The sequence below is a fragment of the Paenibacillus sp. Marseille-P2973 genome (assembly GCF_018101095.1).
GTDB lineage: Bacteria > Bacillota > Bacilli > Paenibacillales > Paenibacillaceae > Fontibacillus > Fontibacillus vini.
In genome coordinates, this window is sequence record NZ_JAGQEH010000002.1 from 179,567 (window position 1) to 203,674 (window position 24,108).

The window sequence follows — 24,108 nt, forward strand, 5'->3', positions numbered from 1 at the left end:
CATTATGTCGGATATGCTGCAAGTTGCAAAGAAAGAAATAAAAATTGGATTTAGAAATCCTTGGGCATATTCATTTTTAATATTGTTCTCCGTGTTCAGCCTGAGTTTATTATTAGTCAATTCTCAAAATGAGATCAGCGGATATTCCGGTGTTACAGGTTCGATGTTAAGTTTAACCTTATATTTACTTCCCTTAATGTCACTATTTCTGGGATCCTTCTCATTAACCGCCGAAAAAGAAGAGGGAAGCTGGCAGTTGCTATCTACCTATCCACTGGGGACAATCTCCTTTATGTTGGGCAAGTACATCGGTTTGTCCGCCGTATTGTTGACTATCATTTCCTTTGGTTATGGATTAATAGGATTAATTACCGCACTGATTGGTAAAATGTTCGATATTAATACATATTTGCTCTTTTTATCATTTTCATGCGGACTGGTTCTACTATTCTTAACGATCGCGCTATGGATCGGCTCTTTGGCAAAAAATCGTTGGCAAGCATTGACGATATCCGTCATGATCTGGTTCTTTACGGTCATTGCTTGGCCGACGATTTTAATCGCTGTCCTGGGGCTGCTTCCATACTTATGGATCAAACCGCTTCTCATTATATTCACGTTCTTAAATCCAGCGGAATTTGTAAGACTGTTTGTCGTGATCAAGCTTGGGGGCGGCGCTGTTCTTGGACCTGAATATTACAAATGGGTAAGCTGGATTCACAGTTCTGGCGGCAGTTTTTCATTTTTTGTCCTCTTCTTCATCTGGCTGCTTTTCACCTTAACATGCGTTTGCTGGATCTGGGAAAGGAGGAGGTCCTGTGTCTGAACCCTTTGTTATTGCTTCAAATATATATAAAACGATAAAAAGTCAAAAGATTGTTCAGAATATTTCCTTTGAACTTGAAAAAGGTAGTATTGTTGGATTATGCGGCGGTAATGGGGCAGGAAAAAGCACCGTTCTGCGCATGGTTGCGGGGATTCTTCAGCCCTCCTCCGGGGAAATCGTAGTTAATGGGCTACAATGGAAAGATAACAGGAAAAAGTACGCTGAACAAATCGGTTATATGCCTGATGATTTTCAGTTTCCACAAGGAATGACGGCGCAAGAGATTTTGTCTTTCTGGGCCTCATTACGTAAAACGCCTGAACAAAGGGTTCATGAAGTTTTAAGCCTTGTTGGTCTGGCTGATAAAAAAAACAAACTGGTCAGCACTTTTTCCAAAGGGATGCGGCAGCGCGTCCTCTTTGCACAAGCCATTCTGTCCAAGCCCGCATTGCTGATCATGGACGAGCCGACCAATGGTCTTGACCCTTATTGGATGAAGGAATTTGTGAACCTTGTGAAAGTCGTTAAAACGGAAGGGCAGACGGTTCTCTTTTCCACCCACCAACTGGATATTGCCGAAGAACTGGCGGACTATGTCATCTTTTTGAATGAAGGACAAAACTGCGGTGAGGGTTCAGTAGAGGAGTACAGTCAGTTGTTTGGTGAATTTCCTTTACATAAAGCATTTCAGTATAGTATGGAGCTCACCACAAAGAAAGAGAAAGTAAAAGATGAAAATGAAGATTAATTTTCGATTTGGATTGACCTTTTTCATCGGCCTATTTGCATTATTAGCAGTTATTTGGGTTGTTGTATCCACAAGTCAAAAGAATGAGGACAAAGCATCAACCGAACGTCTGAGTATCGGAGCGACCGCACCTGATTTTCAAGCTACAAATACACTTGGAGAAAAGGTCACACTCTCAGATTTTCGCGGAAAGTTCGTTGTGATCAATTTTTGGGCGTCCTGGTGTGGACCCTGCGTGAACGAAATGCCGCTCATTAATCGTGTATTCCAAGATAGCGATTCCGATGTCGTAACCTTGTTTGTAAATGTTGGGGAATCCAAAGGAACCGTGAATGAGTTTTTGACCCAGCATCAATTCGATTTCCCTGTCATTATTGACGTTACCGGTAAAATATCAGGAATGTACGCAGTTACAGGCTTGCCGGTTACTTATATCCTTGAAAAGGAAGGTAACATCGCGCACTCGATTATTGGTGAAATAAGCAGCGAAAATCAACTGTATAATTATCTTGAAACCGCAAAAGAGGATTAAATTTAATTTAATCCTCTTTTCCTTGAGATTACGATATGCTTTGATATAAATATAAATATAGATTAGATGTTTGAGGAGTGTTCGGGCGTGACTTATAAACAAATCAAGTGGATGATTTTATTCGTACCGACTTTGATAGTAGGATTATGGGAATATGTCCGACACCAATTTCTAATGCCGTACATTTCCATGGATTTGGGGAACTGGCTTACGCCAATTTTAGTATACCTTGTTAGTGTGACTCTTCTCAACCAATTGTTCTCTCAACTGGAAAAGATTCAACAAGAACTTCAGGCTGAGCGGGCACAAAAGGCAGCGCTCCAGGCGCGTGAACAGCTGGCCAAAGAGCTTCACGACGGAATAGCCCAGTCGCTTTTTTTACTATCCGTTAAGGTTGATCAACTTGAATTTACAACAGATCGAAATAAGCATGAAGACGCAGTCTATGCAGTTCGAAAGACTGTTCATGAAGTGAACAGATATGTAAGACAAGCCATAGCGAACCTTAAATATTCGACCAATACCAATAGTGAAGTTGTTCTGAAGGAAACTTTAGAAGATAAAGTCAAGCAAATTGCTGATGAAGTACTTATTCCAATCGAATTAGATTGGAACATTAAAGAGAATGTTATGACTCCGAAGGAAAAAATTGAAATATTAGCCTGTATTCGTGAAGCTGTTGTAAATATCCAGAAGCACGCTCGTGCATCGAAGGGCTGGATTGTTGCACAAGGAGATGAAGCGGGGTGGGTAGTAACCATTAAAGATAATGGAGATGGATTTCGAGAAGAAATTATAGATTCAAAAGAAAGTTACGGTTTGAACATTATGAAGGATCGTGCAGAAGATATGAAATGGCAGCTTCGAATTTTTAATCATCATGCGTTGACAACACTTGAGATACAAAAAGGAGGAGGGGAGGATTGAAGACACGAGTATTAGTCGTTGATGACCATGCCCATGCAAGGGAAGCGATATGTGAAATCATTGCTACGGACGACAGGTATGAAATTGTAGGCGTTGTCGCAAGCGGCCAAGAAGCTATAGATTTCACGGAACAATGGATGCCTGATTTGATATTAATGGATATTCAAATGCCTGACATGGATGGGTTGGAAACAACGCAGCGCATCAAGCTGCGTTTTCCTTACGTGAAAATTGTCATGATCACCGTTTCGGATGACATGTTTCATCTTTTGGAAGCTTTAAAACGAGGAGCGCAAGGTTATCTGCTCAAAAATCTGGCACCCTCAACCTGGATCAAGTACTTAAACTCCATCGTGAATGAAGAAACTCCTTTAAGCCGGGAGCTTGCTTTTGAAATTTTAAAGGATGTATCACTTGCTAATAATAAAGAAGTTGATGAATCTTTGACGTTTAGAGAACAAGAAATATTAAGTAATGTTGCGGATGGCCTGACCAATAAAGAAATTGCAGAAAAACTGGTGATTTCGGAGCATACCGTCAAAAATCACTTGAAGAACATACTTCAAAAGCTGCAACTTCAAAATAGAGTCCAGTTAACACGCTATGCGTTTGAACAGGGGCTCCTCTCCCGTAGAGATAAAAAGGAATAGTTAGACTTCTTATCAGGAAGCCGCAGGAAAATGCGGCTTCCTATTTCCTAATCCGGATAGCTTTCGCTATTTATAACGTCCATATTGCTTCCCGTAAGACAGAATTTTTTTATAAATGCTCTTATCTTTTAATGCTTTAAGCGGGTATATTTGCGGCCGAGTGTTCACTTCCAGAATCCAGGCTTTACCTTTGGAGTCAATTGCCACATCCAGACCGAGTTCTTTGAATCCTTTATAATTTCGATCAAAATTTTTGCCAACGGCAACGCCAAGTCTTTTGAGATCCGACTCGAGCTGTGGAGTGAAGGCGGAACTGAATTTGGCACCATTCATTGTATTGTGGAATGTTCCGATAGTGCCGCCTTGATTATAATTGGTGGCTACCTTTTTCGGATTGCCGACTTTGGTGAAGAGGGCGGTGCTGGTCCAAGTTCCTTGTTTGGTTTTCTGAACCATAACCCGGACATCGAATGGCTTTCCATTACTTTTAGCTAAGCGAATTCCTTTTTGCAAAAGATAAGGTCTGGTCCCCGCAAAGCGGTTCAGATCACGATACAACTGCGTTGTAGTTGAGTACGATTTTTTAGTTGTGTTCAACTGGGTTTGGTAGCCACCGGCGGTTTTACTGATACGAATAATGTTATTTCCGCCCGATCCATTTGTGGGCTTAAAGAAGACGGTGGTGTAGTCGGCAAGCATGCTGGAAAGATTTTTTTTGTTAAAGGGTAAGGTGATTGGGATATACTTTTTAATATAGCTATCTTTAAGCAACCATTGGGTTTTCGTCCACTTACTCTTGATCGTGCTGCTTCTGTATTTCATTATGAAGAGTATCACCTCTTATTTTTGATTAGCATATGCGGAAAAATCGAACGAGTCACCCTGATGGCATTGAACCAGTATATAAGCCTACGACCATTTTTATATAAAAATAAGTTGAAATTAATATTAGCTACTTTTCCGGAAAAGTTCTTGATTTTCTGTAAAGAATGTTTTATCATTGACCCATCAACCATTGATGGGTCAATGAGTCGAAGGAGGTTAATATCATCTCTACATGTCATACGGATGATCTGCTTTACTTGCTTATGCATTTAAACAAGCATATTGCGACCCGGTTTGAAAGATGTGCTGGAGTTAGTCCCAACCGGCTCGAACTCCTTTGCAAGCTGACGGGTGGCCAAATTAGCCAGTCGGATCTGCAGAAAGCCGTGTCTATAGATCCAGCTGCAGTGACCCGCCATGTTCAGCAATTGGAAGCGGAAGGGATTCTTCTGCGGACTAGGTCGGAGAGCGACAACCGGATTACGTTAGTTCAACTGACCGAGGAAGGCAGGAGTAAGGTAGTGAAGTTTAAAGAGGAGAAAGAGCGGTTTCTGGAGGAATTGCAGGCAGACCTCACGGAATCGGAACGACTTGGATTAATTCAAGCTCTGCAGAAGCTGAACAGCCAGATTCAACAAATGAAATAAACCAGTAAAACCAATTAACTATAGAGATTAGGAGAGAATAACATGACTGCAACTACCCTAAGCAATGATTTTAAAGAAATTATTTCTACCCGGCACTCTGTGCGCGTATACGATCCATCGGTCAAAATTAGCCGCGAGGAAATGACCGAAATGTTGGAAGAAGCGACTTTGGCCCCGTCGTCCGTTAATCTTCAACCATGGAGATTCCTTGTCATTGATAGCCCGGAAGGTAAATCAACGCTTGAAGAGCTTGCGCCAGGCAACAAAAACCAAGTTACAACCTCATCTGCAGTCATTGCTGTGTTCGGCGATATGAACGCCTTTGACAATGCTGACTATATTATGAGTACTGATGTGGAAAAGGGCTTTATGCCACAAGAGATTAAAGAACAAATCATGGCTAACTATACTGATCTTTTCGGCCGTATCCCGGCCCAGGCTTTTCGCGAAATGATTCTTATTGACGGCGGCCTGGTATCCATGCAGCTTATGCTTTCTGCTCGTGCCCACGGATATGATACAAACCCGATTGGCGGATATGACAAATCCCGTATTGCTGAAGCCTTTGGTATGGAAAAGGACCGCTATGTACCGGTTATGCTCATTTCCGTAGGTAAAGCGGCTAAAGAGCCGCGCAAGACCAGTCGTCTTCCTATTGACCGAATTGCGCAGTGGAAGTGAGGCTCTGACTACGATGATTATTATTCATGCAGAAATGAAAGTTAATCGCGAAGTAGAAGCGGAATTTCTGGAGTCCGTACAAGAACTTATTGAAGCATCCCGCGCGGAAGCAGGGAACGTATCGTATAAGCTCCTGAAGGATACGGATCAGGATGATACCTATCTCATGATCGAACAGTGGAAAGACCAAGAAGCAGTAGCGGCTCACAATGCAAGCAGGCATTTTCAGGCGTTCGTTGCTCAAGCAGCAAAATTCCTGACAGCTCCGTTACAGGCTCAAGCTTTTGCAGGTCAGCCCATCATTAAATAATTTATGATCAAAAGGGATAGCTGAATATAATAAGGGAGGCAGCCGGAAACGGTTGCCTTTTTTTATGCCAGTGTTGCGCGAGATCAATGACAATGATATGCTGGAATTTTTAAAGATTGAACGACTAGGTATGAGAAATTAATTGAACCTTAGGAGCAAGAAAGCAGAGGTAGTTAAACACGTGGAATCTTACCCATTTACTTATGATTCTGGAACACCATTTATTCAGCAAGCTGCGGACTGGGTGGCGGACGTATTTTACGAGCTGTTGCCGGAAGCGGGCTTTGAAGTTCGGGACGAGCAGATCTATATGGCGTTTCAATTGGAAAAAGCATTCGCCGACAAAAAGACGATTTTCGCCGAAGCGGGGGTAGGCACAGGGAAAACGCTGGCGTATCTTCTGTATGCGGTATGTTACGCACGATACACACGAAAGCCCGCGATCATTGCCTGTGCGGATGAGTCTTTGATTGAGCAGCTGGTCAAACCGGAGGGTGATATCGCGAAGCTGGCCAGACACCTGGATCTGAACATCGATGCGCGGCTAGGTAAATCGCCGGATCAATATTTGTGTCTTAAGAAACTGGATCAGGCGAGAATTCATGCCAAGGCAGATGAGAATTGGGAAGAAATCGCGGCAAGCCTGCCCGGTTTTGTCTATTCCTCCGCACCAATGCAGGCATTTCATGCTTACGGAGACCGCAGAAATTATCCGCAGTTAAACGACGAACAGTGGAATACGATCAATTGGGATTCCTTCCAGGACTGCTTCACCTGCGACCGCCGTCACCGCTGCGGCCAGACATTGTCCCGGGATCATTACCGGCGCTCTACCGATATCATCATCTGCTCGCATGATTATTATCTGGAGCATGTCTGGACCTATGATGGCCGCAAACGGGAGGGACAGCTACCGCTCTTGCCCGAGCATTCCTCCGTTGTGTTCGATGAGGGACATCTGTTGGAATCGGCGGCCATGAAGGCGTTCGGCTATAAAATGAAGCATGCAACCTTTGAAGAATTAATTACGCGCCTCCTGCAAAATGAAATCCGCGAATCTCTGGCCGTACTGATCGATGATTCAATCGTGCAGAGCGAAGTGATGTTTCATGCGTTCGGACGATACAATCATTCCGTTGCGGGATCGGACCGCAGAGAAATCGTCTTGAACGAAACGCTGCTCAGCGAAGTGCGACGGTTCCGTGACTTGCTTTCGGCGATAGAAGAGGAGCTTGTCTTTGAAGGTGAGCTGTATACGCTGGACCATTATCAGCTTCGCATCGTCGAGGAACATATGGAAATGATGCAAAAAGCGCTCCTCCTGTTCGAGCAATCGGAATCAACGGTGATCTGTTGGGTGGAGGACAGCCCGGAAGGGCTTATGCTCTCTGTCATGCCGGGTACGGTTAAAGAGCTGTTGAAAACGCAGGTTTTTCATCTTAAAATGCCGGTCATTTTCTCTTCGGCGACCATGTCGGTGGACAGCTCTTTCCGTTATATGGCGGACAGTCTTGGCGTTGAAAGCTTCCTGTCCTTTTCAGTGGATTCACCTTATGCCTATCAGGAGCAAATGGAGGTACTGGCACCGACATGGCATCTTTCCGAAGGCTTCGACGGGAAGATGAAGGAGGCGGTACGGCTTCTTCAGCAAACGGGTGGCAGAGCACTCATTCTTTTCCGGACCCGAGAAGAGCTTCGTTTGTTCAAGGAACACGTGAAGGCCGAACCGAAGCTGGTTGGGATGTCGTTCTATTATGAAGGCGACGGAGAAATCAGCCATCTGATCTCGGCATTCCAGCAGGAGGAAGAAAGCGTCTTGTGTGCGGTCAGCCTTTGGGAGGGTCTCGACGTTCCGGGGCCGTCGCTCATGAACGTGATTATCTGGTCGCTGCCTTTTCCGCCGCATGACCCTGTATTTAACGCCCGGCGAAAAGCTGTAACCGACCCCTTTAATGAGGTGGACATGCCTTACATGCTGCTGCGGCTTCGCCAGGGCATCGGCCGTCTGATCCGCTCGCGGGACGACTCCGGTATCGTCGTACTACTGGGCGAAGAATTGCGGACCCATCCTGAGGTAAGGGACAAAGTGAAATCCGTTCTTCCCAAGGGCGTTGAGCTGAAGTCATAATCCATGCAACACGGAAGGGCGGCAATTGAGCGTACAACGATAGATGTGATTAGCAGAATACAAAATCATTGGTTCCATAAAGGTTCATGGCATTAAACGTCATGAGCCTTTTTCTTTTAGTACAATCCGTCTGCGGTCAAAAACGAGTATTCAACCTGGAGTTGCATCTCTTCCGTTTACCCATTGCGACTCACGCGAAAGCCCTGATCGGGACCAAAGCCGTTTGCTTCAAACTTGCCCCGAAATGATATCTCACTGCTTCCGATGTCGCCAATCCAACCACCGCCTTTAACACTTCGGAAGGAACCGGCGTCATTATCCATATTCTCTCCGTACCAGCTCCAGCACCACTCCCTGACATTGCCTGACATATCGTAAAGCCCCAATTCATTGGGTTTCTTGAGCCCGACGGATTTTGTCTGGTTATGGTTGTTTTCTATGACCGGCCAATTCCAATCTCCCTTCAGGTATTTATCACCGGTATTTCTCCAGTACCATGTCACATCATCCGCTTTATTGCTTCCGCTGTAGGTGTAACTTTTGCTCGTTTGGCCTCCGGCTGCGGCATATTCCCATTCCGCTTCCGTCGGTAAGCGGTATCCATCAGCTTCCGCATTGATCGTTACAGTCCATTTTAAATTATCGTTCTCACTCTTATTGTTCGGGTCTTTTGAACTCTTATCTATATTGTAATAAGGTTTTAAGCCTTCTTTTATGCTCCTTGCATTACAGTACTCCACAACGTCATACCAACTTACCATTTCTACCGGCAAATCATCGCCGATGAATTGGGATGGATTGCTTCCCATGACCTCAACCCATTCTTTTTGGGTCACCTCGTATTTTCCGATATAAAAATTCGATAAACTGATGCTTTTTCCATAGAAGTTAGACTTTGTGTTTTTAACGGTTCCGCCTTCGACGAATACTAGGGAATTGTCCTTATCCTGCTTGTCCAGGGAACAAGCGATGGCAACAAGCGTTATAGCGATCAGCAGTAAAAAGAGTAGCTTTCTCATCGACAGATCTCCTTTAAAATGATGGGAACAGCAATATTCCGGTAGTAAGAAGGGGAGGGGCTTTTGAAATGAATGGAGGCCGTTGGCCGTGAGACCAAACGGCCCCAGCAAAATCAAAGATTAACCCGTTACCACACCGTTACGTTTGAACTCCCGCTGCTCTGATATCCCTCAGTCGCCAACACTTGGTAAGACCAACTGCTTCCCAAATTCATTCCTTTACTCTTCCAGGCGTTCACATGGTTGCTGAAAGTGATGGCGACGTTACTTCCGGTCGCTCTTTTCGATTGTCTTACACTCCAGAACTGTTGGAAGGTTTGCGTGCCGTCAATAGAAGGAGCGTTGTACCGCATCGTGGTATATATGTCATAGGTGCCTCCATCGCTAGTCACGGTGCCTTTATACGTTCCGGTAGGTCTATAGGTGCCCCAGCTATCGACAACGTAGTATTCGATGAGCGAGTTTCTCGTCCACCCATAGAGTGTTAAATACGCATTGCCTGACGGTGCCCAGACACCGGCATTGTAGTTAATGGTTCTGGTTGGAGATCCGGTAGCCCAACCTTTGCCGACAACAAAATTCCCGGTATTTTGCCATGAAACACTGTAATTGCCGCCGGACCCGTTGACCGCATTTACCGTCCCGCCGCCGTCGGTCCAATTTTGCCAATAGGTGTTCGCACTTGCGGTTATTGCAAACATACTGAAACTCATTGCAACCGTTAATACTAGCGTCAAGACTTTCCTATTAAACTTGATCATGTCATTACCTCCTGAATTTTTTTGTCCCTACTTTTTACCTACCTTTTACCTACCTGATCCTTCTTGGCATGTGTTTTCATGAGGCCCAAACTAATTCTGTGAAACTATGATTCTATCTTTCCTTTTACCTCCTTTCATAGAAAATTATAGAATGAAAACGCATACATTTTAACTTCTCAAATTAAAGGTTTTATCTTCTAAATTTTACATAAATACACATTTATGCACTTGAAAATCGCTTTCAAGTCTGGAAGCGATATGGGAAGAGGAGAGGCTTGTTACAGCCTTGAAATAGTCGTTTGAGGAACCGACCTGGGCTTATGTGCATATACTTCCAACAAATAAATGTTGGGAGGTATTAAACTTGTATCCATTTCCTTCTGGTTGGGGAAGATACTATTATATGAGGTCCGAATTCGTTCCAATCTGGAACACCGGATTTCCGCAAGCATTACAAATGATCAAGGAAGCGGTACAGGGGGAGCGTAACGATGAATTGTTTTATGATGAATTGATCAATTTGGCTCCTACCAAAGAACAAGTGGCTATTATCGAAAGCATTCGTAACGATGAGCGCGGCCATAATAAAATGTTCAGGGAGATGTACCGGGCTCTCACAGGACAAGAAATTACAGGCATTAGCAATGAGCAATATGTGAAAGTCCAATCTTATAAGGAAGGGCTACAGCGTGCTTTGATGGGCGAGCTGGGCGCAGTGGAACGGTATCGAAACATTTGGTTTGGTTTACCTGTCGGCATTTATAAAGACACGGTATACGGAATCATATTGGATGAGCTTAAGCACGCTGCCAAATACAATTATTTGATTACATTAAATCTCAAGTAGCTGATGAAGTTTCCTTCAATAACAAGCTCATTTTTTAAATTGTAACAAAAGACCTGCAATCAAATGCAGGTCTTTTTCAACGCCACCTGTTTTTAAATTTCTCTTTAGTGAAATTAAAGTTGGTATTTTTTGCTATGGGGTCTTAGATTGACAATAGTTTTTTATCTTTGTATTATACCCATAGGGGTATACGTATTATATAATTTAAATTCTTTACGAAAGACATCATCATTTAAAAGGAGGTTCTTTATATTGCCGGAAATTACAGCCGATATGACACTTGATTGTAAAGGACTTGCCTGTCCCATGCCGATTGTAAAAACCAAAAAAGCAATCGATCAGCTTGATGCCGGTCAAGTCATAGAAGTACAAGCTACCGATCAAGGTTCAATTGCAGATATTCAAGGTTGGGCCAAAAATACAGGCCATCATTATCTCGGTACTGTTGAAGAATGTGAGGTGCTAAAGCATTACATTCGCAAAGCCAACCCCAATGAAGTGAATGAAGAAAAGAAATACCCCTTAATCATTTCAAGTGATGAGCTGCAAAAAAAGTTGAGCGAAAACGAAAAGGTTACCGTAATTGATGTACGGGAAACGGCTGAATTTGCATTCAACCGAATTGCAGGTGCCGTATCTTTTCCTTTAGGTGAGCTAGAGCACCGGATAAGCGAGCTTAACCCGGACGATGAAATTGTTGTTGTCTGCCGCACAGGAAACCGCAGCGATATGGCATGCCAATTGCTTGCCGGAAAAGGCTTTAAGCATGTGAAGAATTTGGAATCAGGCATGTCGGGTTGGAATGGGTCCACGATAAATTACGATTCACAAAATTAAATTTCAATAATATGGAGGTCATTTATATGAATACAAAGGTAGCAATTATTGCAAGTAACGGTGGTTTGTTTGATGCTTATAAAGTTTTTAATATCGCGACAGCTTCGGCAGCAACGGATGCTGAAGTAGCCATTTTCTTCACATTTGAAGGTTTGAATTTGATCCATAAGGAGGCGCACCATCAATTACCATTGCCGGCAGGTGCCGAACATTTGGCGGAAGGCTTTCATAAAGCGAATATACCGACCATTCCCCAGCTAGTGGAAATGGCTCAGGAGATGGGAGTAAAGATCATTGCTTGTCAAATGACGATGGATGTCATGAATCTGAAGAAAGAGGATTTTATTGAAGGAATCGAGGTCGGCGGAGCTGTCACTTTCCTGGATTTTGCAAAGGATGCAAACGTCAGCCTGACATTTTAACTAAAGGAGGAACCATCTTGAATACAGATGCCAATCGTATGAATATGATGACGGCCAAGGAACTGACGCGGATCATTTTGGCGAAAGAAGAGATTTTTATTCTGGATGTCCGCAACGAAAATGATTATAACGACTGGAAGATCGAAGGTGAGAGTGTCGAGATAATCAACATTCCATATTTTGACCTCCTGGACGGCGTGGACGAAGCTCTTGATAAACTACCTGATGGGAAAAAGCTGCTCGTTGTCTGTGCAAAAGAAGGCTCTTCCAAATTTGTTGCTGAACAAATTGTTGATGCCGGCCGAACCGATGTGCATTATCTGGAAGGCGGAATGAAGGCATGGAGCGAATATTTGGAACCTGTCAAGATTGGCGACTTAAAAGACGGGGGCTCCTTGTATCAGTTCGTCCGAATCGGTAAAGGTTGCCTGTCATACATGGTCCTATCCAAAGGTGAAGCCGCGGTTATTGATACGCTTCGGATGACGGATGTTTTCGAGCAGTTTGCCAAGGAGCAGGGGGTACAAATAAAACATACCCTGGATACTCATTTGCATGCCGACCACATCTCCGGCGGAAGGAAACTGGCGGAACAATCCGGCGCAACTTATTGGCTTCCGCCAAAAGATGCGACTGAAGTGACATTCGATTATGAAAAGCTCGAAGAAGGCCAAGGCATCACGATAGGGTCTACGACACTCCGAATCCAACCGATTTACTCGCCTGGGCATACGATCGGAAGCACCTCTTTTATTATAGATGATCAATATCTGCTAACCGGGGATATCCTTTTCATTGAGTCGATCGGACGTCCTGATTTGGCCGGTAAGGCGGAGGATTGGGTGGGAGATTTGCGAAATACGCTCTATAACCGGTATAAAGAGCTTTCACAGGATTTGATTGTCTTGCCGGCCCACTTCGGTAAAGTGACTGAGTTAGGTGAAGGAGGCCGGGTCATGGCCAAGCTATCCGATTTGTTCCTTCATAATCCCGGATTGAATATCCAGCAAGAGAAGGACTTTCGGAGCGCTGTCACCGAGAACTTGCCGCCCCAGCCGAATGCTTATCAAGAAATACGTCAAACGAATATGGGAAAAATAACGCCTAGCGAAGAGGAGCAGCGGGAGATGGAGATCGGTCCTAATCGCTGTGCCGTGCACGACAAATGACAGGAGGAACCGAATTACTATGAAAACAGACATTTTAGTAGATACAAAAGGAATGGCCTGCCCAATGCCTATTGTGAAAGCAAAAAAAGCGCTGGACGGACTCCTTCCAGGTCAAGTGATGGAAGTTCATTCGACAGATAAAGGCTCCGTTAATGATTTTCAAGCATGGGTGAAGCAAACGAAGCATGAACTCTTAAAACATGAGGAAGAAAATAATGTATTTAAGTTCTTTGTAAAAAAAGTTTAGAAATCCAATAAAGCGAGCTGAGCTGAACTGAAAGGAGGAGGAGGATGGAAACCTTGCTAATGATCACGATGATCGCGCTTGGTTTTGTCGGTTCATTCTTTTCCGGATTGCTTGGAATTGGAGGAGCCATCATTAATTTTCCTCTGCTGCTTTATGTACCACCTATGCTGGGCGCCGCTCAATTTAGCGCACACGAAGTTTCGTCAATCAGCATGATTCAGGTTTTTTTCGCATCGCTTGCAGGAGTACTGGCATTCCGAAAAAAGAGCAAAACAGAGACGTCTTTGTCTTTAGTTAATAAAAGACTCGTACTTTATATGGGAGCCGGTATCCTGACAGGCAGCCTGATTGGTGGGTTTGTGTCGGGTATGCTGGATGGGGACCTTATTAACTTGATATATGGGGTTTTGGCGATAATTGCAGTAATCCTGATGCTCATACCGGGTAAAGGAACAGATGAAATAAGGGAAAACCTTCAGTTCAACACTTTTATTGCGGTCATATCAGCATTTCTCGTAGGAATTGTATCCGGGATCGTCGGCGCAGGGGGAGCTTTTATTCTAATACCGATTATGCTGACAGTCCTCCATATTCCAACACGTACAACAATTGCTTCATCGCTTGCTATTGTATTTATTTCTGCTGCCGGCGGTGTAATAGGCAAAATTTCCGGGGGAGCCATCCCCATTTGGCCGACGATTTTTACCGTCATCGGGAGTTTGATCGGGGCTCCATTAGGATCTAAAGTCAGCACGAAAATGAATGTGGATTTCCTAAGATACGGTCTGGTTGTCCTTATTGCCCTGACAGCTATCAAGGTCTGGTCATCTATCCTGTTTATCTGACTAAGTGTAAAATTCATCTATTTACTCTATACTATCCCTAGACAGGTATTGCGAAAATGGGGAGATGGTATCAATGGAATATAATTATCCGGATGAAATCAAAACACGTTTACGGAGAATAGAGGGACAAGTTCGAGGGGCACTTAGATTGATGGATGAAGGTAAGCCCTGCAAGGAGGTAGTTGCCCAGCTCTCTGCCATCAGGAACGCCTCCGACAGAGCGCTTGCTCAAATCGTGGCGGATAATCTCCAGCAATGTATTTTGGCTGATCAAGCAAACGGAAATCCTGATCCAGCTAAACTAGTCAAAGAAGCCGTGGAACTGCTTGTTAAAAGCAGATAATTTATAGCATTAATATATAAGATGAGCAGGAGGATGGATATAGCATGACTATCAAGGAAACAACACCAGAAGAAGTGGCAGGTCGCCTCAACAAGGGTGAGGCATTGAACCTTCTCGATGTTCGTGAACAGGACGAATGGAATGAAGGTCATGTTGCCGGAGCCAAACATATCCCCTTAGGACAACTGGATATGAGACTGGACGAGCTGGATCCTGATCATGAATTTATCGTAATTTGCCGAAGCGGAAATCGCAGCGGAATGGCATGCGAGTTATTAAGTAAAAAAGGACTTAAAGTCGTCAATATGACTGGAGGACTCCTTGCCTGGACTGACAATTTGGTTCGGGATTAGAGGTGAAGGAAGAATGAATTATCTACTTTATTCAGTACTATTGATATTTGTAATTTGGATGCTCTATAAACAGTTTGCTCCAGTGAAAGGTTTGCGAACCCTGACTGCGGAACAGTTTCAAAGTGAATCAAAGGGGAGTAAGGTGATCGACGTTCGGGAGTCTCATGAATATAAGCGGGGTCATATCAAAGGCGCGGTCAATATCCCACTTAGTCAGCTACAGCAGCGTATGAGCGAAATTCCCAAAGATCGGGCGGTTTTGGTCTACTGTCAGAGCGGCATGCGAAGCAAACAGGCCGCAAAGGTTCTTGGACGCCATGGTTATTCCAATGTCGCGGATTTACGAGGCGGAATTATGTCATGGAAGGGTTCGATTCAAAGATAAGCACTTATAAGCATTATTCTATCTAAATTAAAACCAATGAGTTCAAGCTCATTGGTTTTTTTATTGTATAAAGCTGAGGTTGGCTCAAATTAAAATAATCTTAGAGGCAAACCATTTTTTAAGTTGTATGTGTTACTCTGTCTAATAGAGAACCCGATTTAGAGAGAGGGATGTTACTTGAAAAGAAGCGTGTTATATATTGAAGATAATGAGAAGATAGGCAGCCTGCTAAAAGAAGAATTGGAGCAGCGAGGGTTTTCAGTACAATGGCTGCTTTCCGGTGAAGGTGCCGAAAAAGAAGTAAATCGTCATGAAGTCGTTATTTTGGATATCATGTTACCTGGATTAGACGGTTTTACGGTGGGAAAACGTTTAAAAAAGGCGGCTCCCGCTGTTCCTATCTTGCTGTTATCTGCTCGAACATCGATCGATGATAAGGTAGACGGATTACAATTTGCTGATGACTATGTAACGAAGCCCTTCCATACGGATGAATTGGTTGCAAGATTAGAAGTATTAATCCGTAGAAAAGGTGGTACACATTCCGAACGAATTTCATTAGGAAATCAGATTGAAGTAGATCCGGAAGGTCAAATGATATTTGACAAAGAGACAGGAGAAGAAATTATATTGACGGGGAAACAGCATCAAATATTAATGTATTTCCTGCGCCACCCGAATCAAGTTTTAACAAAAGAACAAATCTATGAAGCCATTTGGGAAGAAGTATACATAACCGGTGATAAGACATTAATGGTGCACATCCACCGGCTGCGTCAAAAGCTGGAACGTCATCCCGATTCCCCGGAGATCATTGAAACGTTGAAGGGAATAGGCTATCGGGTGAAAATATGAAGCAAAACAGATCCTTATTTCGCCGTTTTTTAAAAGTACATTTTCTATTTATCTTTCTTCCTCCTATTCTGCTTATTTTCATCAGTGCATTTTTTGGGGTTTCTGATATCCATGAAAATAATGTAAATACGTTACATTTGTTTTACGTTACTGTTCTATTGTTTGTTTTTATTATTGTTGCATTTGTGGCCTTATCTTGGCTGTTTTTCTTGAAACTTCAAAAGCGTCTCGCCAGTTTGCAGGAAGTCATGTCATCTTCAGCAATAACTAACTCCTTTCCTAAACCCATATCTGTTCAAGCGGATCGTATGGATGAGATAGACCAGTTAGGGAGCTCTTTTAATTGGATGATTCAGCAGCTGAAGGAAAGCCGCAAGCAAGCATATGAAGAGGAATTACTGAGACATCGACTCATTGCAAATTTATCTCACGACCTGCGAACGCCGCTTACTATTATGAGAGGGCATGTCACCAGACTAAACAAAGAACCCATAAGTTTAGAAGGTCAACACTCATTAACAGAGATCAACCATACGATCACAAGGGTCGGAGACCTAATGGATGATCTACTTTCCTATACCTTGCTTACCTCAGGGAAACAACCTTTTGAGCCCGTTTCAACGGATATTGGACGTTTAGTAAGGGCAGCTGTTGCTGCGTGGTATCCCGTATTTGAAGAACATGGAATTCAGCTTGATGTGGATTTACCGGCTGATGAAACTTTTTATTGGGAAGCAGATCCGAAATGGATGACAAGGGTTCTGGATAATTTGTTTCAGAATATTGTTCGCCATGCAGCAGAGGGGAAATACGCACACATTGCGGTGGATGTTAAAAGAGAACTGATTATTGTTGCGGACAGAGGTCCCGGTTTGGATAAATCTTCCCATGGGGGTGGAGCGGGGATTGGTTTATCAACTTGTGATTATATGTTAAATAAAATGAATCTGAAGGCTGACTTTACATCCAATGAAGATGGTACAAACGTAGCTATCAGCAGAGCTTAACCTAAAGGTAAACCTGAAGTAAACGACAGGATAGCCGTAATGTTACTTTGCATCTCTATAATTGGAACCATAACAGAAAGGAAGTGTTATGGTTGCTTGAAATTAATAACTTGGTCAAACATCGCGGAACTCATAAAATCTTATCGGGCATCAGCTTTAAGGCTAGAGCTGGTAGAGTAACTGGTTTTTTAGGTCCGAATGGGGCAGGTAAAAGCTCTACACTTCGCATCCTGCTTGGATTGGATCGCGCCACCTCAGGGAGTGCACTCATTAATGGCAAGCCATTCGCAGAATTACATAATCCTCTAGCTACCGTAGGCGCCGCACTTGATGGATCAGGAGCACATCGTAAGCGGACAGGACGAGCTCATTTACGCTGGATTGCTCGTGCCGCAGGTTTGCCTAACTCACGTGTCGAGGAAGTTTTGGAAATCGTAGGTCTTACTGATGCAGCGGGTCAAAGAGTAGGGAAGTATTCCCTGGGTATGGGGAAGAGACTTGGAATGGCGGCTGCGCTTCTGGGTGATCCCCAAATACTGGTTTTAGATGAACCCGTAAATGGACTCGACCCGGAAGGAATTCGATTTATTCGGACATTTTTACGTGAACGTGCCGAATCCGGGAATACGGTGTTACTATCCAGTCATCTAATGGGAGAGCTTGCGGAGACGGTTGATGACGTGGTGATTATTAAGCATGGGAAAATCGTTGCCGACGGAACCCTGGAACAAGTAATAGGTAACCATTCTTCGCTGGAGGAAGCTTTTTTTGCCCTGACATCTGAAAAAGCGGGTGACACGGTATGAGGGCATTCAACTCGGAACTATCTAAATTGTTCTCTCTGCCGGGCATTTGGCTTGCCTATCTTATTGGAGCAATTGCCCCGGCGGCCATAGCTGCCTTGGACAGTATGGCACAAAAAGAAGAGATCCTTGCTGGAGTCAGCACACGGCTATCGGAAGTTGGATATATCGGATTAGCACTTGGTGTGCAAGGTGTCATTATTCTCGGAGTGCTTGCCGTCAGCAGTGAGTATTTGACAGAGAGCAGTGAATCTGGTGGAGGACAACAGATTACAACAAGCTTAACGGTTGTCTCATCAAGGCTTCATTTATTGCTGGTCAAAGCAGGGGCAGTGACCGTGACCAGTATACTGCTTAGTGTGGTTGCTATTATGACCACTATTTCAGCCACTCATTTTGTTCTTGGTGAGTACACCCCTGCATTTGAAGTGTCCAAACTGATCGGTGCAGTTTGTTACTGGACATTTACCGCACTTTTGGCATTTGGGATTACTGTTCTGACTAGGAACGGCATTATTCCACTTGCTGTGCTGATCATAAACACCTCCGTTGTATCATTCAGTTTCCTGCTTTCTAAGGTTACGAAGTTGGCGTTATACTTACCGGATCGGGTTGGTATTGAAATGTTTATGTTTACTGGCGACAGGTTTCTCACCCCCTTCACAGGCGGTTTAGTCATGTTTGCCTGGGTATTTGTCCTTTTCATTGTTGCAGCTATTGTATTTCATAGGAGGGACGTTGCGGCATGAGGGTCCCTTCAAGTAAAAAGATAACTCTAATTCTTGGTGCTGAACTAGGCAAATTAATTACACTACCTTTGACGTGGCTCACGCTTATAGGCACTTTCATTCTCAATTTATTTTTAGCCGCAGCATTTACTTCGGTTGGTCTGCAAGAGACAGCAGGGACGCTAAGTATATTGAATATAGGTCTTGCTTCTATGGGATATCTTCAAGCAGGGTTTATTATTCTGGGAATCTTAGCTGCTTGTTCGGAGTATACCGGCGGACAGATTCGAACAACTTTAACTACCGTACCTTGGCGTGGGCTGCAATTATCCATGAAGCATTTAGCCTTGGCAATCGTAACCATTCCCGCTGCGTTTATAATCGCTGCATCCGGTGTGTTTTATACTTTTATAAGAATGAGAGACACAGCAACAGGGCTTGAAATAGACACCATGTTAGCAGCAATAGCAGGTGCGACAGGCTATCTAACCTTAACCACACTTCTCAGTGCAGCTATGGGAGCTTTAATCAGACGAACTACACCTGCTTTAGTGATATTGCTTGGTTATTATTTTGTGGTCAGTCCTTTGACGAGAGACCTTCTGCCTGGGTTGAAAAGGTATCTTCCGGATACGGCAGGATCTTATATGTATATGCCGCTTTCACCTGATGAAATAAATGCCTTTTCGGCGTTGCAAGGTACAGGTATTTTAATGTTATGGACCCTGCTCTTTATTATAGTAGCTATTATATTTTACCGGAGGCGAGATGCCTGAAGAGCCGCGAACAACGCGGTTCTTTTTGTTTTATTTGCTGATTTGAGAAATGATGCCTGCTTAGGATATGATTAGAAATGACTCATCACTCTGCCGATCAGCGAAAGAGGAGAGGTACATATGAATAAACCTTCTTATGCAAGATTCTTGTTTACGTATTTATGAAATGGTTCAAATTCTGCCTCATGGATCCATCGAAATATTGGACGAGGCGTATTACTCGATTGCCTGCGATTACTGGATTTCCTATTATCTCCAATGGCATCGTTATGGGCTCAAAGGAGATCCGTTCGCACCGTATTTTGAGTTGTATCGATTAGGATACTCAGCCGTCTTTGCGGAAAACAAACTTTATATTGGGTCGTAAAAGGAGAGTGTAAGAATTGCTAACTGAAAATCATCAGAATAAACTTGAGCGGGTCGTTCACGAATACCAGTTCGAACATGCCATGGATTATTTTAAAGAGTCTATACGCCAAGGTATTCGCTTATCCAAGAAAGAGATCGAAACCTACAACGAAACATGCCTTTCCCGTATAGGAGGCGATCCGGATTTGCCTGCTATCGTAGAATGGCCGGTGAATTCTGACGGTACTCCGATGACGTTCTTGGCTCAGCTTCGTTTAAATGAATTGGTACCTCATGATGTATCAACACTATTGCCAGCAAAAGGCATGCTGTACTTTTTCGTAGGGGTGGATGAACCCGCCTATGGAATCGAGCACAAGGTATTATTTTTGCCGGAAGAGAAGCTTCAGGAAGCTAAACGTTACCATTCACCAGAAGAGACAGCTCTTGAGGGTGAGTTTACCGGTTATCGGGTAAGTGCCAGGTCCACAATGGAACCACCCAATTATGGTTATGTAGATTATGACATTATAGAAGACGATGAGCATGATTATGAACTCTATGAGGAGCTATGCTTCGAATTGAATGATGAGAATTCAAGCGATCTGGCCATGATGTTCGGTTATCCCTCAACCCAGCACGGAGATTGCGAATACGAAGCGGCACTTCATCTGTTGACCGGCCAAAAGTATAACTATTCCATGGAATCTGCGTTAAAGACGATCACGGATCATTTCAAAGGAGATTCCGATCGAGCGAAGCAGGAAGTGCAGGATACGTTGTTATTGCTCGCGCTGGATTCTGATCAGGACGTGGGATTCTGCTGGTGGGACGCTGGAGAATTGCAGTTTTTTATTCGAAAAGAGGATCTCCTCGCAGCCAACTTTGCAAACACGTATTGCTCCCTATATTCGAGTTAAGGGGTCACCAGGAATTCATCAATGAGAAAGGAGTAATAAATGTCAATCTTACTAAAAGCATCATTTGTATATTGTGGTATTGAGGATGAGACTATACTAATTGGATTTGCAGATGATGAATTTGAAACCAAAGAATATGTTTTATTTCAAAAATCTTTATATATAGAGGACAACCCCCTCCTAAATAAAATTCATATTACGCTTAATAGTGAAAATAGATCCCAGTACGGGGGGATATTAAGGATCGTACTTCGTCGAAAATTAATTTCTATCTTTTTATCGGAAGAGACCGCAAGATCACTTGGCGTAAATGATTCAATAGACATTGAATATGATATCGATGAAAAAGGGTATAACTCCTTAATAAGTCATTTTAATAGGTTAAATGCCGATCAAGAGATTGAAATTGAGGTAAATTATGATCTACAAATTTAATGAAGTGCTGAATGACCTTATCAATTATTTCATTGTCGGGGATATTTTGCGGCTGGAAAGCTGGAAACAAGCCCATAGTCTTTCAGATGATTTAGCAATGGAGTTTACAACAAACGAGAGCGGCGATCAGGTTGTGCTTGATGGTATTATCCTTCCCATGGTAGGGATTGAGAACTATCCATATACCATTATATTTAATCTTTCCGGGGATACCCCGGAATTGTTGAAAACAGACAGTCGTTTGCAATTCAGACGTGACGGCTATTCGCTTCAAGTTGAAAACAACATCCTCATGCTGTTTACTTGGCGAATATTAGAAAAATTCACGAACGAACGAGTCCAAGCTTTACTTCATCATTACCGCCAAAACAATAAGCCAATGATTGAAATTGAAAACGGCTGGTACAGCATAGAGATATTAGGCGGGGAAACTTTGCAGGATTCCTATTATGAACCCACATTTGAGTTTGTTTTGCGAAAGACAGAAAGTAAGGGGTCAGCTGAATTTGATATCCATTCAGATTTTAGGATTGAAAGTTCCACCTACTAAAGCAGAATTTTCTCATCTGATTGGAGTGACTGTTTTGAAATATTTAGAAGATATCCAGGAGCCTGGAATGGGAACCTGGTATTTTGAAATTGATGACAACGGTGTAGCATACAGACAGATGGTTTATCAGGATGACGATAGCTGTATCACATCGAATCGAAGACATGATCACTATCATTTCATGCTGGCAGAACATCCACTAGATGCGCAGGAACCCTTTTACAAGGAAATAAGCCAGGCGGAATTCGAGGAACTATGGCACGAGCAGCTTCAGCTCGGTATGGAAGACTGGCATCGAACCCAAAGTCTGTTTCCGGTTGGAACTCGGGTGGAAGGGTGTATAGAAGCCTTTTTTCCACAAGGTACCTTGATTAACTTACTGGAACCTCGGGGTTGTCGGTATAACGGACACATCCGCTCTGAAATCTGTAACCCCTGCTGAGTTGATGTATCCACGCTCTCGTGTGATCGCCGAAGTTTCCGGATACGATGAAGTAAATCAGTGGGTACTTCTTACCCGTGCTGAAGTTATGGGAAGTTGAAGGAGGGATTGGAATGGACAATAAGTTACTGGACCGCATCAAGGGCGGGATGTATGGTGTCGCTGTAGGAGACGCTCTTGGCGGAACAACCGAGTTTATGAACGAACAGGAGATTAAGGCCCAGTATGGCTATTTGACGGAAATCATCGGCGGCGGGGTATGGAACCTGGAACCGGGAGAAGTAACCGATGATACGATGATGACGCTTTGCGTAGCCGACGGGATCCTCGAAAATCCGGAGGACCTTCGGGAAGCGATCGGGCATTATTTTATGGAATGGTACCAATCCCGGCCTAAAGATATCGGAAACATCATTCGCCATGTTTTTGAAAAATATCAAGGAGACTGGTTTGAAGCCGCTTTTATTGCTCACATGGACATGGGACAAAGCGGCGGGAATGGTTCGCTCATGCGATGCCTGCCGGTGGCGCTGGCTTATGAGGAGCTGGCTGACGTTGAACGAGTGACGACCATGCAGTCCAGAATGACGCATTATGATCCCAGATGTGCCGGAGTCTGCGTCATGTACAACCGAATCGCTCACCGTCTACTGCAAGGGGAGGATTTAAGAACGTCAATAAAGGCAGAGGTTGCAAGAAGTGAATACGAAGAACATTTAGAAGCGCTGCCGGATTGTCCGCCAAGCGGTTTCATCGTACATACTTTTCGGTGGGTGCTGCATATCCTGCTTCATACTTCCAGTTTCGAAGAAGTCGTGCAGAAGGCGGCAAATCTAGGGGGAGACTCTGATACCATTGGTGCTATTGCCGGAGGGTTGGCAGGTATTTATTACGGCTACGAAGGTGTTCCAGCTCGATATGCTAATGCAATTCTCATTAAAGACAGACTTGACGAAACGATTTCGCAATTATATGAAATGAGGACATCATTTGGAGGAGTATCATGAATATATCCACAAATCAAAAAAAGTTAGAAGATTTGAGCGAAATTGAATACGAAGTTCATATTGGTAGCTCTAATGAAGTCAATTATCTCAAAATTATGATACTTAAGTTTATTGGGGAGTATGGATTTGGTTCGGCAGGTAATTCAGACGCAAAATATATGAGAGCCATGGGTGAAGCAGTTTTAGAAGCTTGGAATCCTGGCGGACTAATACTGGATTTAAGTGATTTGTCTTACGAGTGGGGAGATCAACTGGAAGATGTATTTTATATTGGCAGCTACAAATACAGAGATAAACCCTTTCCCGTTGCATTAATAGTCGGTGATAAATCTGAGGAAGCGGTTAAAACCCTAATTGTAGGGATTAACAGTACTAAAGCTTTAAATGAAATTGGTTGGGTATTTAGGGACCTTTCGAGTGCTTGGGAATACGTAGAATCAAAATTGAAAGAGTATGATTTACAGAAGCTGTTATAAAAAAGTGGTGAGGGATTTATGATCCAAGAATCAATTTCAGAGCTAATCCATTTACTTCAATTACAACTAGATGAACCAGAAACCTCCTCTACAAGGGTTCAAATCAAATCTTTAACTGGAATGAGTGGGTTTTTGGATGCAATCGGTCTTGTTTGCGATCACTGTGGAGATGTATTGTTTAGATCGTATTATGATGAAAGCGAAATCCCCAGATGTAGTTGTGCAGGAGAGTACAGATCTGGCTGCAAGAATTGTAATG

The 24,108-nt window shown here is 43.5% G+C and carries 32 protein-coding genes; 29 read left to right on the top strand and 3 right to left on the bottom strand.

Features of this window, described 5'->3' with window-relative positions; genetic code table 11:
• The first annotated feature begins 4 nt into the window (after positions 1-4).
• The 5 genes from KB559_RS04255 (at position 5) to KB559_RS04275 (ending at position 3,683) form a co-directional block, all read left to right on the top strand.
• Positions 5-826: an ABC transporter permease gene (locus KB559_RS04255; protein ID WP_211020479.1), complete on the top strand. Its 822-nt coding sequence runs from the start codon at positions 5-7 to the stop codon at positions 824-826.
• Complete coding sequence (locus tag KB559_RS04260; RefSeq protein WP_211020480.1) at positions 819-1,574, top strand: ABC transporter ATP-binding protein; 756 nt, start codon at positions 819-821, stop codon at positions 1,572-1,574. Before KB559_RS04255 ends, KB559_RS04260 begins: the two co-directional genes overlap by 8 nt.
• On the top strand, positions 1,558-2,106 hold the full coding sequence (locus tag KB559_RS04265) for a TlpA family protein disulfide reductase (RefSeq protein ID WP_211020481.1): 549 nt from the start codon (positions 1,558-1,560) through the stop codon (positions 2,104-2,106). The genes KB559_RS04260 and KB559_RS04265 overlap by 17 nt, the downstream gene beginning before the upstream one ends.
• An 87-nt stretch (positions 2,107-2,193) precedes the next feature.
• Positions 2,194-3,033 (top strand): sensor histidine kinase, encoded by an 840-nt coding sequence (locus tag KB559_RS04270; protein ID WP_211020482.1) that lies wholly within the window; start codon positions 2,194-2,196, stop codon positions 3,031-3,033.
• Complete coding sequence (locus tag KB559_RS04275; RefSeq protein WP_211020483.1) at positions 3,030-3,683, top strand: response regulator; 654 nt, start codon at positions 3,030-3,032, stop codon at positions 3,681-3,683. Before KB559_RS04270 ends, KB559_RS04275 begins: the two co-directional genes overlap by 4 nt.
• A gap of 66 nt (positions 3,684-3,749) precedes the next feature.
• On the opposite strand, the gene KB559_RS04280 is transcribed toward KB559_RS04275, so the two are convergent.
• Positions 3,750-4,505 (bottom strand): YheC/YheD family protein, encoded by a 756-nt coding sequence (locus KB559_RS04280; protein WP_211020484.1) that lies wholly within the window; start codon positions 4,503-4,505, stop codon positions 3,750-3,752.
• A gap of 266 nt (positions 4,506-4,771) precedes the next feature.
• Here KB559_RS04280 and KB559_RS04285 point away from each other — a divergent pair, with 266 nt between their 5' ends.
• The 4 genes from KB559_RS04285 to KB559_RS04300 all read left to right on the top strand — a co-directional run bounded on the left by KB559_RS04285 (position 4,772) and on the right by KB559_RS04300 (position 8,274).
• Positions 4,772-5,155, top strand: coding sequence for a MarR family winged helix-turn-helix transcriptional regulator (locus KB559_RS04285; protein WP_211020949.1), 384 nt, complete (start codon positions 4,772-4,774; stop codon positions 5,153-5,155).
• Positions 5,156-5,197: 42 nt separating this feature from the next.
• Complete coding sequence (locus KB559_RS04290) at positions 5,198-5,836, top strand: nitroreductase family protein (protein WP_211020485.1); 639 nt, start codon at positions 5,198-5,200, stop codon at positions 5,834-5,836.
• 13 nt (positions 5,837-5,849) lie between these two features.
• A complete protein-coding gene (locus tag KB559_RS04295; RefSeq protein WP_211020486.1) occupies positions 5,850-6,146 on the top strand; it encodes a putative quinol monooxygenase in 297 nt (98 codons plus the stop codon).
• Positions 6,147-6,327: 181 nt separating this feature from the next.
• On the top strand, positions 6,328-8,274 hold the full coding sequence (locus KB559_RS04300; RefSeq protein ID WP_211020487.1) for an ATP-dependent DNA helicase: 1,947 nt from the start codon (positions 6,328-6,330) through the stop codon (positions 8,272-8,274).
• Positions 8,275-8,450: 176 nt separating this feature from the next.
• Here the strand turns inward: KB559_RS04300 and KB559_RS04305 are convergent, their stop codons facing one another.
• The gene (locus KB559_RS04305) at positions 8,451-9,293 is read right to left on the bottom strand and encodes a formylglycine-generating enzyme family protein (RefSeq protein ID WP_211020488.1); all 843 of its coding nucleotides are present in this window, start codon (positions 9,291-9,293) and stop codon (positions 8,451-8,453) included.
• 128 nt (positions 9,294-9,421) lie between these two features.
• Complete coding sequence (locus tag KB559_RS04310) at positions 9,422-10,054, bottom strand: glycoside hydrolase family 11 protein (RefSeq protein ID WP_211020489.1); 633 nt, start codon at positions 10,052-10,054, stop codon at positions 9,422-9,424.
• 403 nt (positions 10,055-10,457) lie between these two features.
• Here KB559_RS04310 and KB559_RS04315 point away from each other — a divergent pair, with 403 nt between their 5' ends.
• From KB559_RS04315 to KB559_RS04410, 20 genes are all read left to right on the top strand, one after another.
• Positions 10,458-10,901, top strand: coding sequence for a ferritin-like domain-containing protein (locus KB559_RS04315; RefSeq protein WP_211020490.1), 444 nt, complete (start codon positions 10,458-10,460; stop codon positions 10,899-10,901).
• A gap of 273 nt (positions 10,902-11,174) precedes the next feature.
• Positions 11,175-11,738 carry a sulfurtransferase TusA family protein gene (locus KB559_RS04320; RefSeq protein ID WP_211020950.1) on the top strand — a complete coding sequence of 188 codons (564 nt, stop codon included), beginning with the start codon at positions 11,175-11,177 and terminating at the stop codon, positions 11,736-11,738.
• Between the two features lie 26 nt (positions 11,739-11,764).
• Positions 11,765-12,160 carry a DsrE/DsrF/DrsH-like family protein gene (locus KB559_RS04325; RefSeq protein ID WP_211020491.1) on the top strand — a complete coding sequence of 132 codons (396 nt, stop codon included), beginning with the start codon at positions 11,765-11,767 and terminating at the stop codon, positions 12,158-12,160.
• 38 nt (positions 12,161-12,198) lie between these two features.
• Complete coding sequence (locus tag KB559_RS04330) at positions 12,199-13,329, top strand: MBL fold metallo-hydrolase (RefSeq protein WP_211020951.1); 1,131 nt, start codon at positions 12,199-12,201, stop codon at positions 13,327-13,329.
• A 19-nt stretch (positions 13,330-13,348) separates the two neighbouring features.
• Entirely contained in the window at positions 13,349-13,576 is a 228-nt protein-coding gene (locus KB559_RS04335; protein WP_211020492.1) for a sulfurtransferase TusA family protein, read from the top strand.
• A 44-nt stretch (positions 13,577-13,620) separates the two neighbouring features.
• Positions 13,621-14,421, top strand: coding sequence for a sulfite exporter TauE/SafE family protein (locus KB559_RS04340; RefSeq protein WP_211020493.1), 801 nt, complete (start codon positions 13,621-13,623; stop codon positions 14,419-14,421).
• Between the two features lie 73 nt (positions 14,422-14,494).
• Complete coding sequence (locus tag KB559_RS04345) at positions 14,495-14,764, top strand: metal-sensitive transcriptional regulator (RefSeq protein ID WP_211020494.1); 270 nt, start codon at positions 14,495-14,497, stop codon at positions 14,762-14,764.
• A gap of 44 nt (positions 14,765-14,808) precedes the next feature.
• Positions 14,809-15,117, top strand: a complete 309-nt coding sequence (locus KB559_RS04350) for a rhodanese-like domain-containing protein (protein WP_211020495.1) — start codon at positions 14,809-14,811, stop codon at positions 15,115-15,117.
• 40 nt (positions 15,118-15,157) lie between these two features.
• Positions 15,158-15,502, top strand: a complete 345-nt coding sequence (locus tag KB559_RS04355) for a rhodanese-like domain-containing protein (protein WP_348772883.1) — start codon at positions 15,158-15,160, stop codon at positions 15,500-15,502.
• A gap of 177 nt (positions 15,503-15,679) precedes the next feature.
• Positions 15,680-16,357: a response regulator transcription factor gene (locus KB559_RS04360; protein ID WP_211020497.1), complete on the top strand. Its 678-nt coding sequence runs from the start codon at positions 15,680-15,682 to the stop codon at positions 16,355-16,357.
• Entirely contained in the window at positions 16,354-17,364 is a 1,011-nt protein-coding gene (locus tag KB559_RS04365; RefSeq protein WP_211020498.1) for a HAMP domain-containing sensor histidine kinase, read from the top strand. The genes KB559_RS04360 and KB559_RS04365 overlap by 4 nt, the downstream gene beginning before the upstream one ends.
• Before the next feature lie 83 nt (positions 17,365-17,447).
• A complete protein-coding gene (locus KB559_RS04370; RefSeq protein ID WP_348772884.1) occupies positions 17,448-18,170 on the top strand; it encodes an ABC transporter ATP-binding protein in 723 nt (240 codons plus the stop codon).
• Positions 18,167-18,916, top strand: a complete 750-nt coding sequence (locus tag KB559_RS04375; RefSeq protein ID WP_211020500.1) for an ABC transporter permease — start codon at positions 18,167-18,169, stop codon at positions 18,914-18,916. The genes KB559_RS04370 and KB559_RS04375 overlap by 4 nt, the downstream gene beginning before the upstream one ends.
• Positions 18,913-19,671 carry an ABC transporter permease gene (locus KB559_RS04380; RefSeq protein WP_211020501.1) on the top strand — a complete coding sequence of 253 codons (759 nt, stop codon included), beginning with the start codon at positions 18,913-18,915 and terminating at the stop codon, positions 19,669-19,671. Before KB559_RS04375 ends, KB559_RS04380 begins: the two co-directional genes overlap by 4 nt.
• Positions 19,672-20,054: 383 nt before the next feature.
• The gene (locus tag KB559_RS04385) at positions 20,055-20,939 is read left to right on the top strand and encodes a YwqG family protein (protein ID WP_247681573.1); all 885 of its coding nucleotides are present in this window, start codon (positions 20,055-20,057) and stop codon (positions 20,937-20,939) included.
• 39 nt (positions 20,940-20,978) lie between these two features.
• Positions 20,979-21,374, top strand: a complete 396-nt coding sequence (locus KB559_RS04390; RefSeq protein WP_211020502.1) for an Imm10 family immunity protein — start codon at positions 20,979-20,981, stop codon at positions 21,372-21,374.
• Positions 21,358-21,924, top strand: a complete 567-nt coding sequence (locus tag KB559_RS04395) for a hypothetical protein (protein WP_247681574.1) — start codon at positions 21,358-21,360, stop codon at positions 21,922-21,924. Before KB559_RS04390 ends, KB559_RS04395 begins: the two co-directional genes overlap by 17 nt.
• Positions 21,905-22,366 (top strand): hypothetical protein, encoded by a 462-nt coding sequence (locus tag KB559_RS04400; protein ID WP_247681575.1) that lies wholly within the window; start codon positions 21,905-21,907, stop codon positions 22,364-22,366. Before KB559_RS04395 ends, KB559_RS04400 begins: the two co-directional genes overlap by 20 nt.
• 113 nt (positions 22,367-22,479) lie before the next feature.
• The gene (locus tag KB559_RS04405) at positions 22,480-23,373 is read left to right on the top strand and encodes an ADP-ribosylglycohydrolase family protein (RefSeq protein ID WP_211020503.1); all 894 of its coding nucleotides are present in this window, start codon (positions 22,480-22,482) and stop codon (positions 23,371-23,373) included.
• Positions 23,370-23,849 (top strand): hypothetical protein, encoded by a 480-nt coding sequence (locus KB559_RS04410; protein ID WP_211020504.1) that lies wholly within the window; start codon positions 23,370-23,372, stop codon positions 23,847-23,849. Before KB559_RS04405 ends, KB559_RS04410 begins: the two co-directional genes overlap by 4 nt.
• Positions 23,850-24,108: the final 259 nt, after the last annotated feature.

What these genes read in the sequence shown, in the direction of transcription:
- KB559_RS04365 (WP_211020498.1), top strand. Translation starts at nt 16,354, where the DNA reads ATGAAGCAAAACAGATCCTTATTTCGCCGTTTTTTAAAAGTACATTTT.
- KB559_RS04290 (WP_211020485.1), top strand. Translation starts at nt 5,198, where the DNA reads ATGACTGCAACTACCCTAAGCAATGATTTTAAAGAAATTATTTCTACC.
- KB559_RS04380 (WP_211020501.1), top strand. Translation starts at nt 18,913, where the DNA reads ATGAGGGTCCCTTCAAGTAAAAAGATAACTCTAATTCTTGGTGCTGAA.
- KB559_RS04305 (WP_211020488.1), bottom strand. Translation starts at nt 9,293, where the DNA reads ATGAGAAAGCTACTCTTTTTACTGCTGATCGCTATAACGCTTGTTGCC.
- KB559_RS04265 (WP_211020481.1), top strand. Translation starts at nt 1,558, where the DNA reads ATGAAAATGAAGATTAATTTTCGATTTGGATTGACCTTTTTCATCGGC.
- KB559_RS04320 (WP_211020950.1), top strand. Translation starts at nt 11,175, where the DNA reads ATGACACTTGATTGTAAAGGACTTGCCTGTCCCATGCCGATTGTAAAA.
- KB559_RS04335 (WP_211020492.1), top strand. Translation starts at nt 13,349, where the DNA reads ATGAAAACAGACATTTTAGTAGATACAAAAGGAATGGCCTGCCCAATG.
- KB559_RS04330 (WP_211020951.1), top strand. Translation starts at nt 12,199, where the DNA reads ATGAATATGATGACGGCCAAGGAACTGACGCGGATCATTTTGGCGAAA.
- KB559_RS04285 (WP_211020949.1), top strand. Translation starts at nt 4,772, where the DNA reads ATGCATTTAAACAAGCATATTGCGACCCGGTTTGAAAGATGTGCTGGA.
- KB559_RS04255 (WP_211020479.1), top strand. Translation starts at nt 5, where the DNA reads ATGTCGGATATGCTGCAAGTTGCAAAGAAAGAAATAAAAATTGGATTT.
- KB559_RS04310 (WP_211020489.1), bottom strand. Translation starts at nt 10,054, where the DNA reads ATGATCAAGTTTAATAGGAAAGTCTTGACGCTAGTATTAACGGTTGCA.
- KB559_RS04410 (WP_211020504.1), top strand. Translation starts at nt 23,370, where the DNA reads ATGAATATATCCACAAATCAAAAAAAGTTAGAAGATTTGAGCGAAATT.
- KB559_RS04280 (WP_211020484.1), bottom strand. Translation starts at nt 4,505, where the DNA reads ATGAAATACAGAAGCAGCACGATCAAGAGTAAGTGGACGAAAACCCAA.
- KB559_RS04340 (WP_211020493.1), top strand. Translation starts at nt 13,621, where the DNA reads ATGGAAACCTTGCTAATGATCACGATGATCGCGCTTGGTTTTGTCGGT.
- KB559_RS04325 (WP_211020491.1), top strand. Translation starts at nt 11,765, where the DNA reads ATGAATACAAAGGTAGCAATTATTGCAAGTAACGGTGGTTTGTTTGAT.
- KB559_RS04390 (WP_211020502.1), top strand. Translation starts at nt 20,979, where the DNA reads ATGTCAATCTTACTAAAAGCATCATTTGTATATTGTGGTATTGAGGAT.
- KB559_RS04295 (WP_211020486.1), top strand. Translation starts at nt 5,850, where the DNA reads ATGATTATTATTCATGCAGAAATGAAAGTTAATCGCGAAGTAGAAGCG.
- KB559_RS04315 (WP_211020490.1), top strand. Translation starts at nt 10,458, where the DNA reads ATGAGGTCCGAATTCGTTCCAATCTGGAACACCGGATTTCCGCAAGCA.
- KB559_RS04350 (WP_211020495.1), top strand. Translation starts at nt 14,809, where the DNA reads ATGACTATCAAGGAAACAACACCAGAAGAAGTGGCAGGTCGCCTCAAC.
- KB559_RS04405 (WP_211020503.1), top strand. Translation starts at nt 22,480, where the DNA reads ATGGACAATAAGTTACTGGACCGCATCAAGGGCGGGATGTATGGTGTC.
- KB559_RS04395 (WP_247681574.1), top strand. Translation starts at nt 21,358, where the DNA reads ATGATCTACAAATTTAATGAAGTGCTGAATGACCTTATCAATTATTTC.
- KB559_RS04345 (WP_211020494.1), top strand. Translation starts at nt 14,495, where the DNA reads ATGGAATATAATTATCCGGATGAAATCAAAACACGTTTACGGAGAATA.
- KB559_RS04375 (WP_211020500.1), top strand. Translation starts at nt 18,167, where the DNA reads ATGAGGGCATTCAACTCGGAACTATCTAAATTGTTCTCTCTGCCGGGC.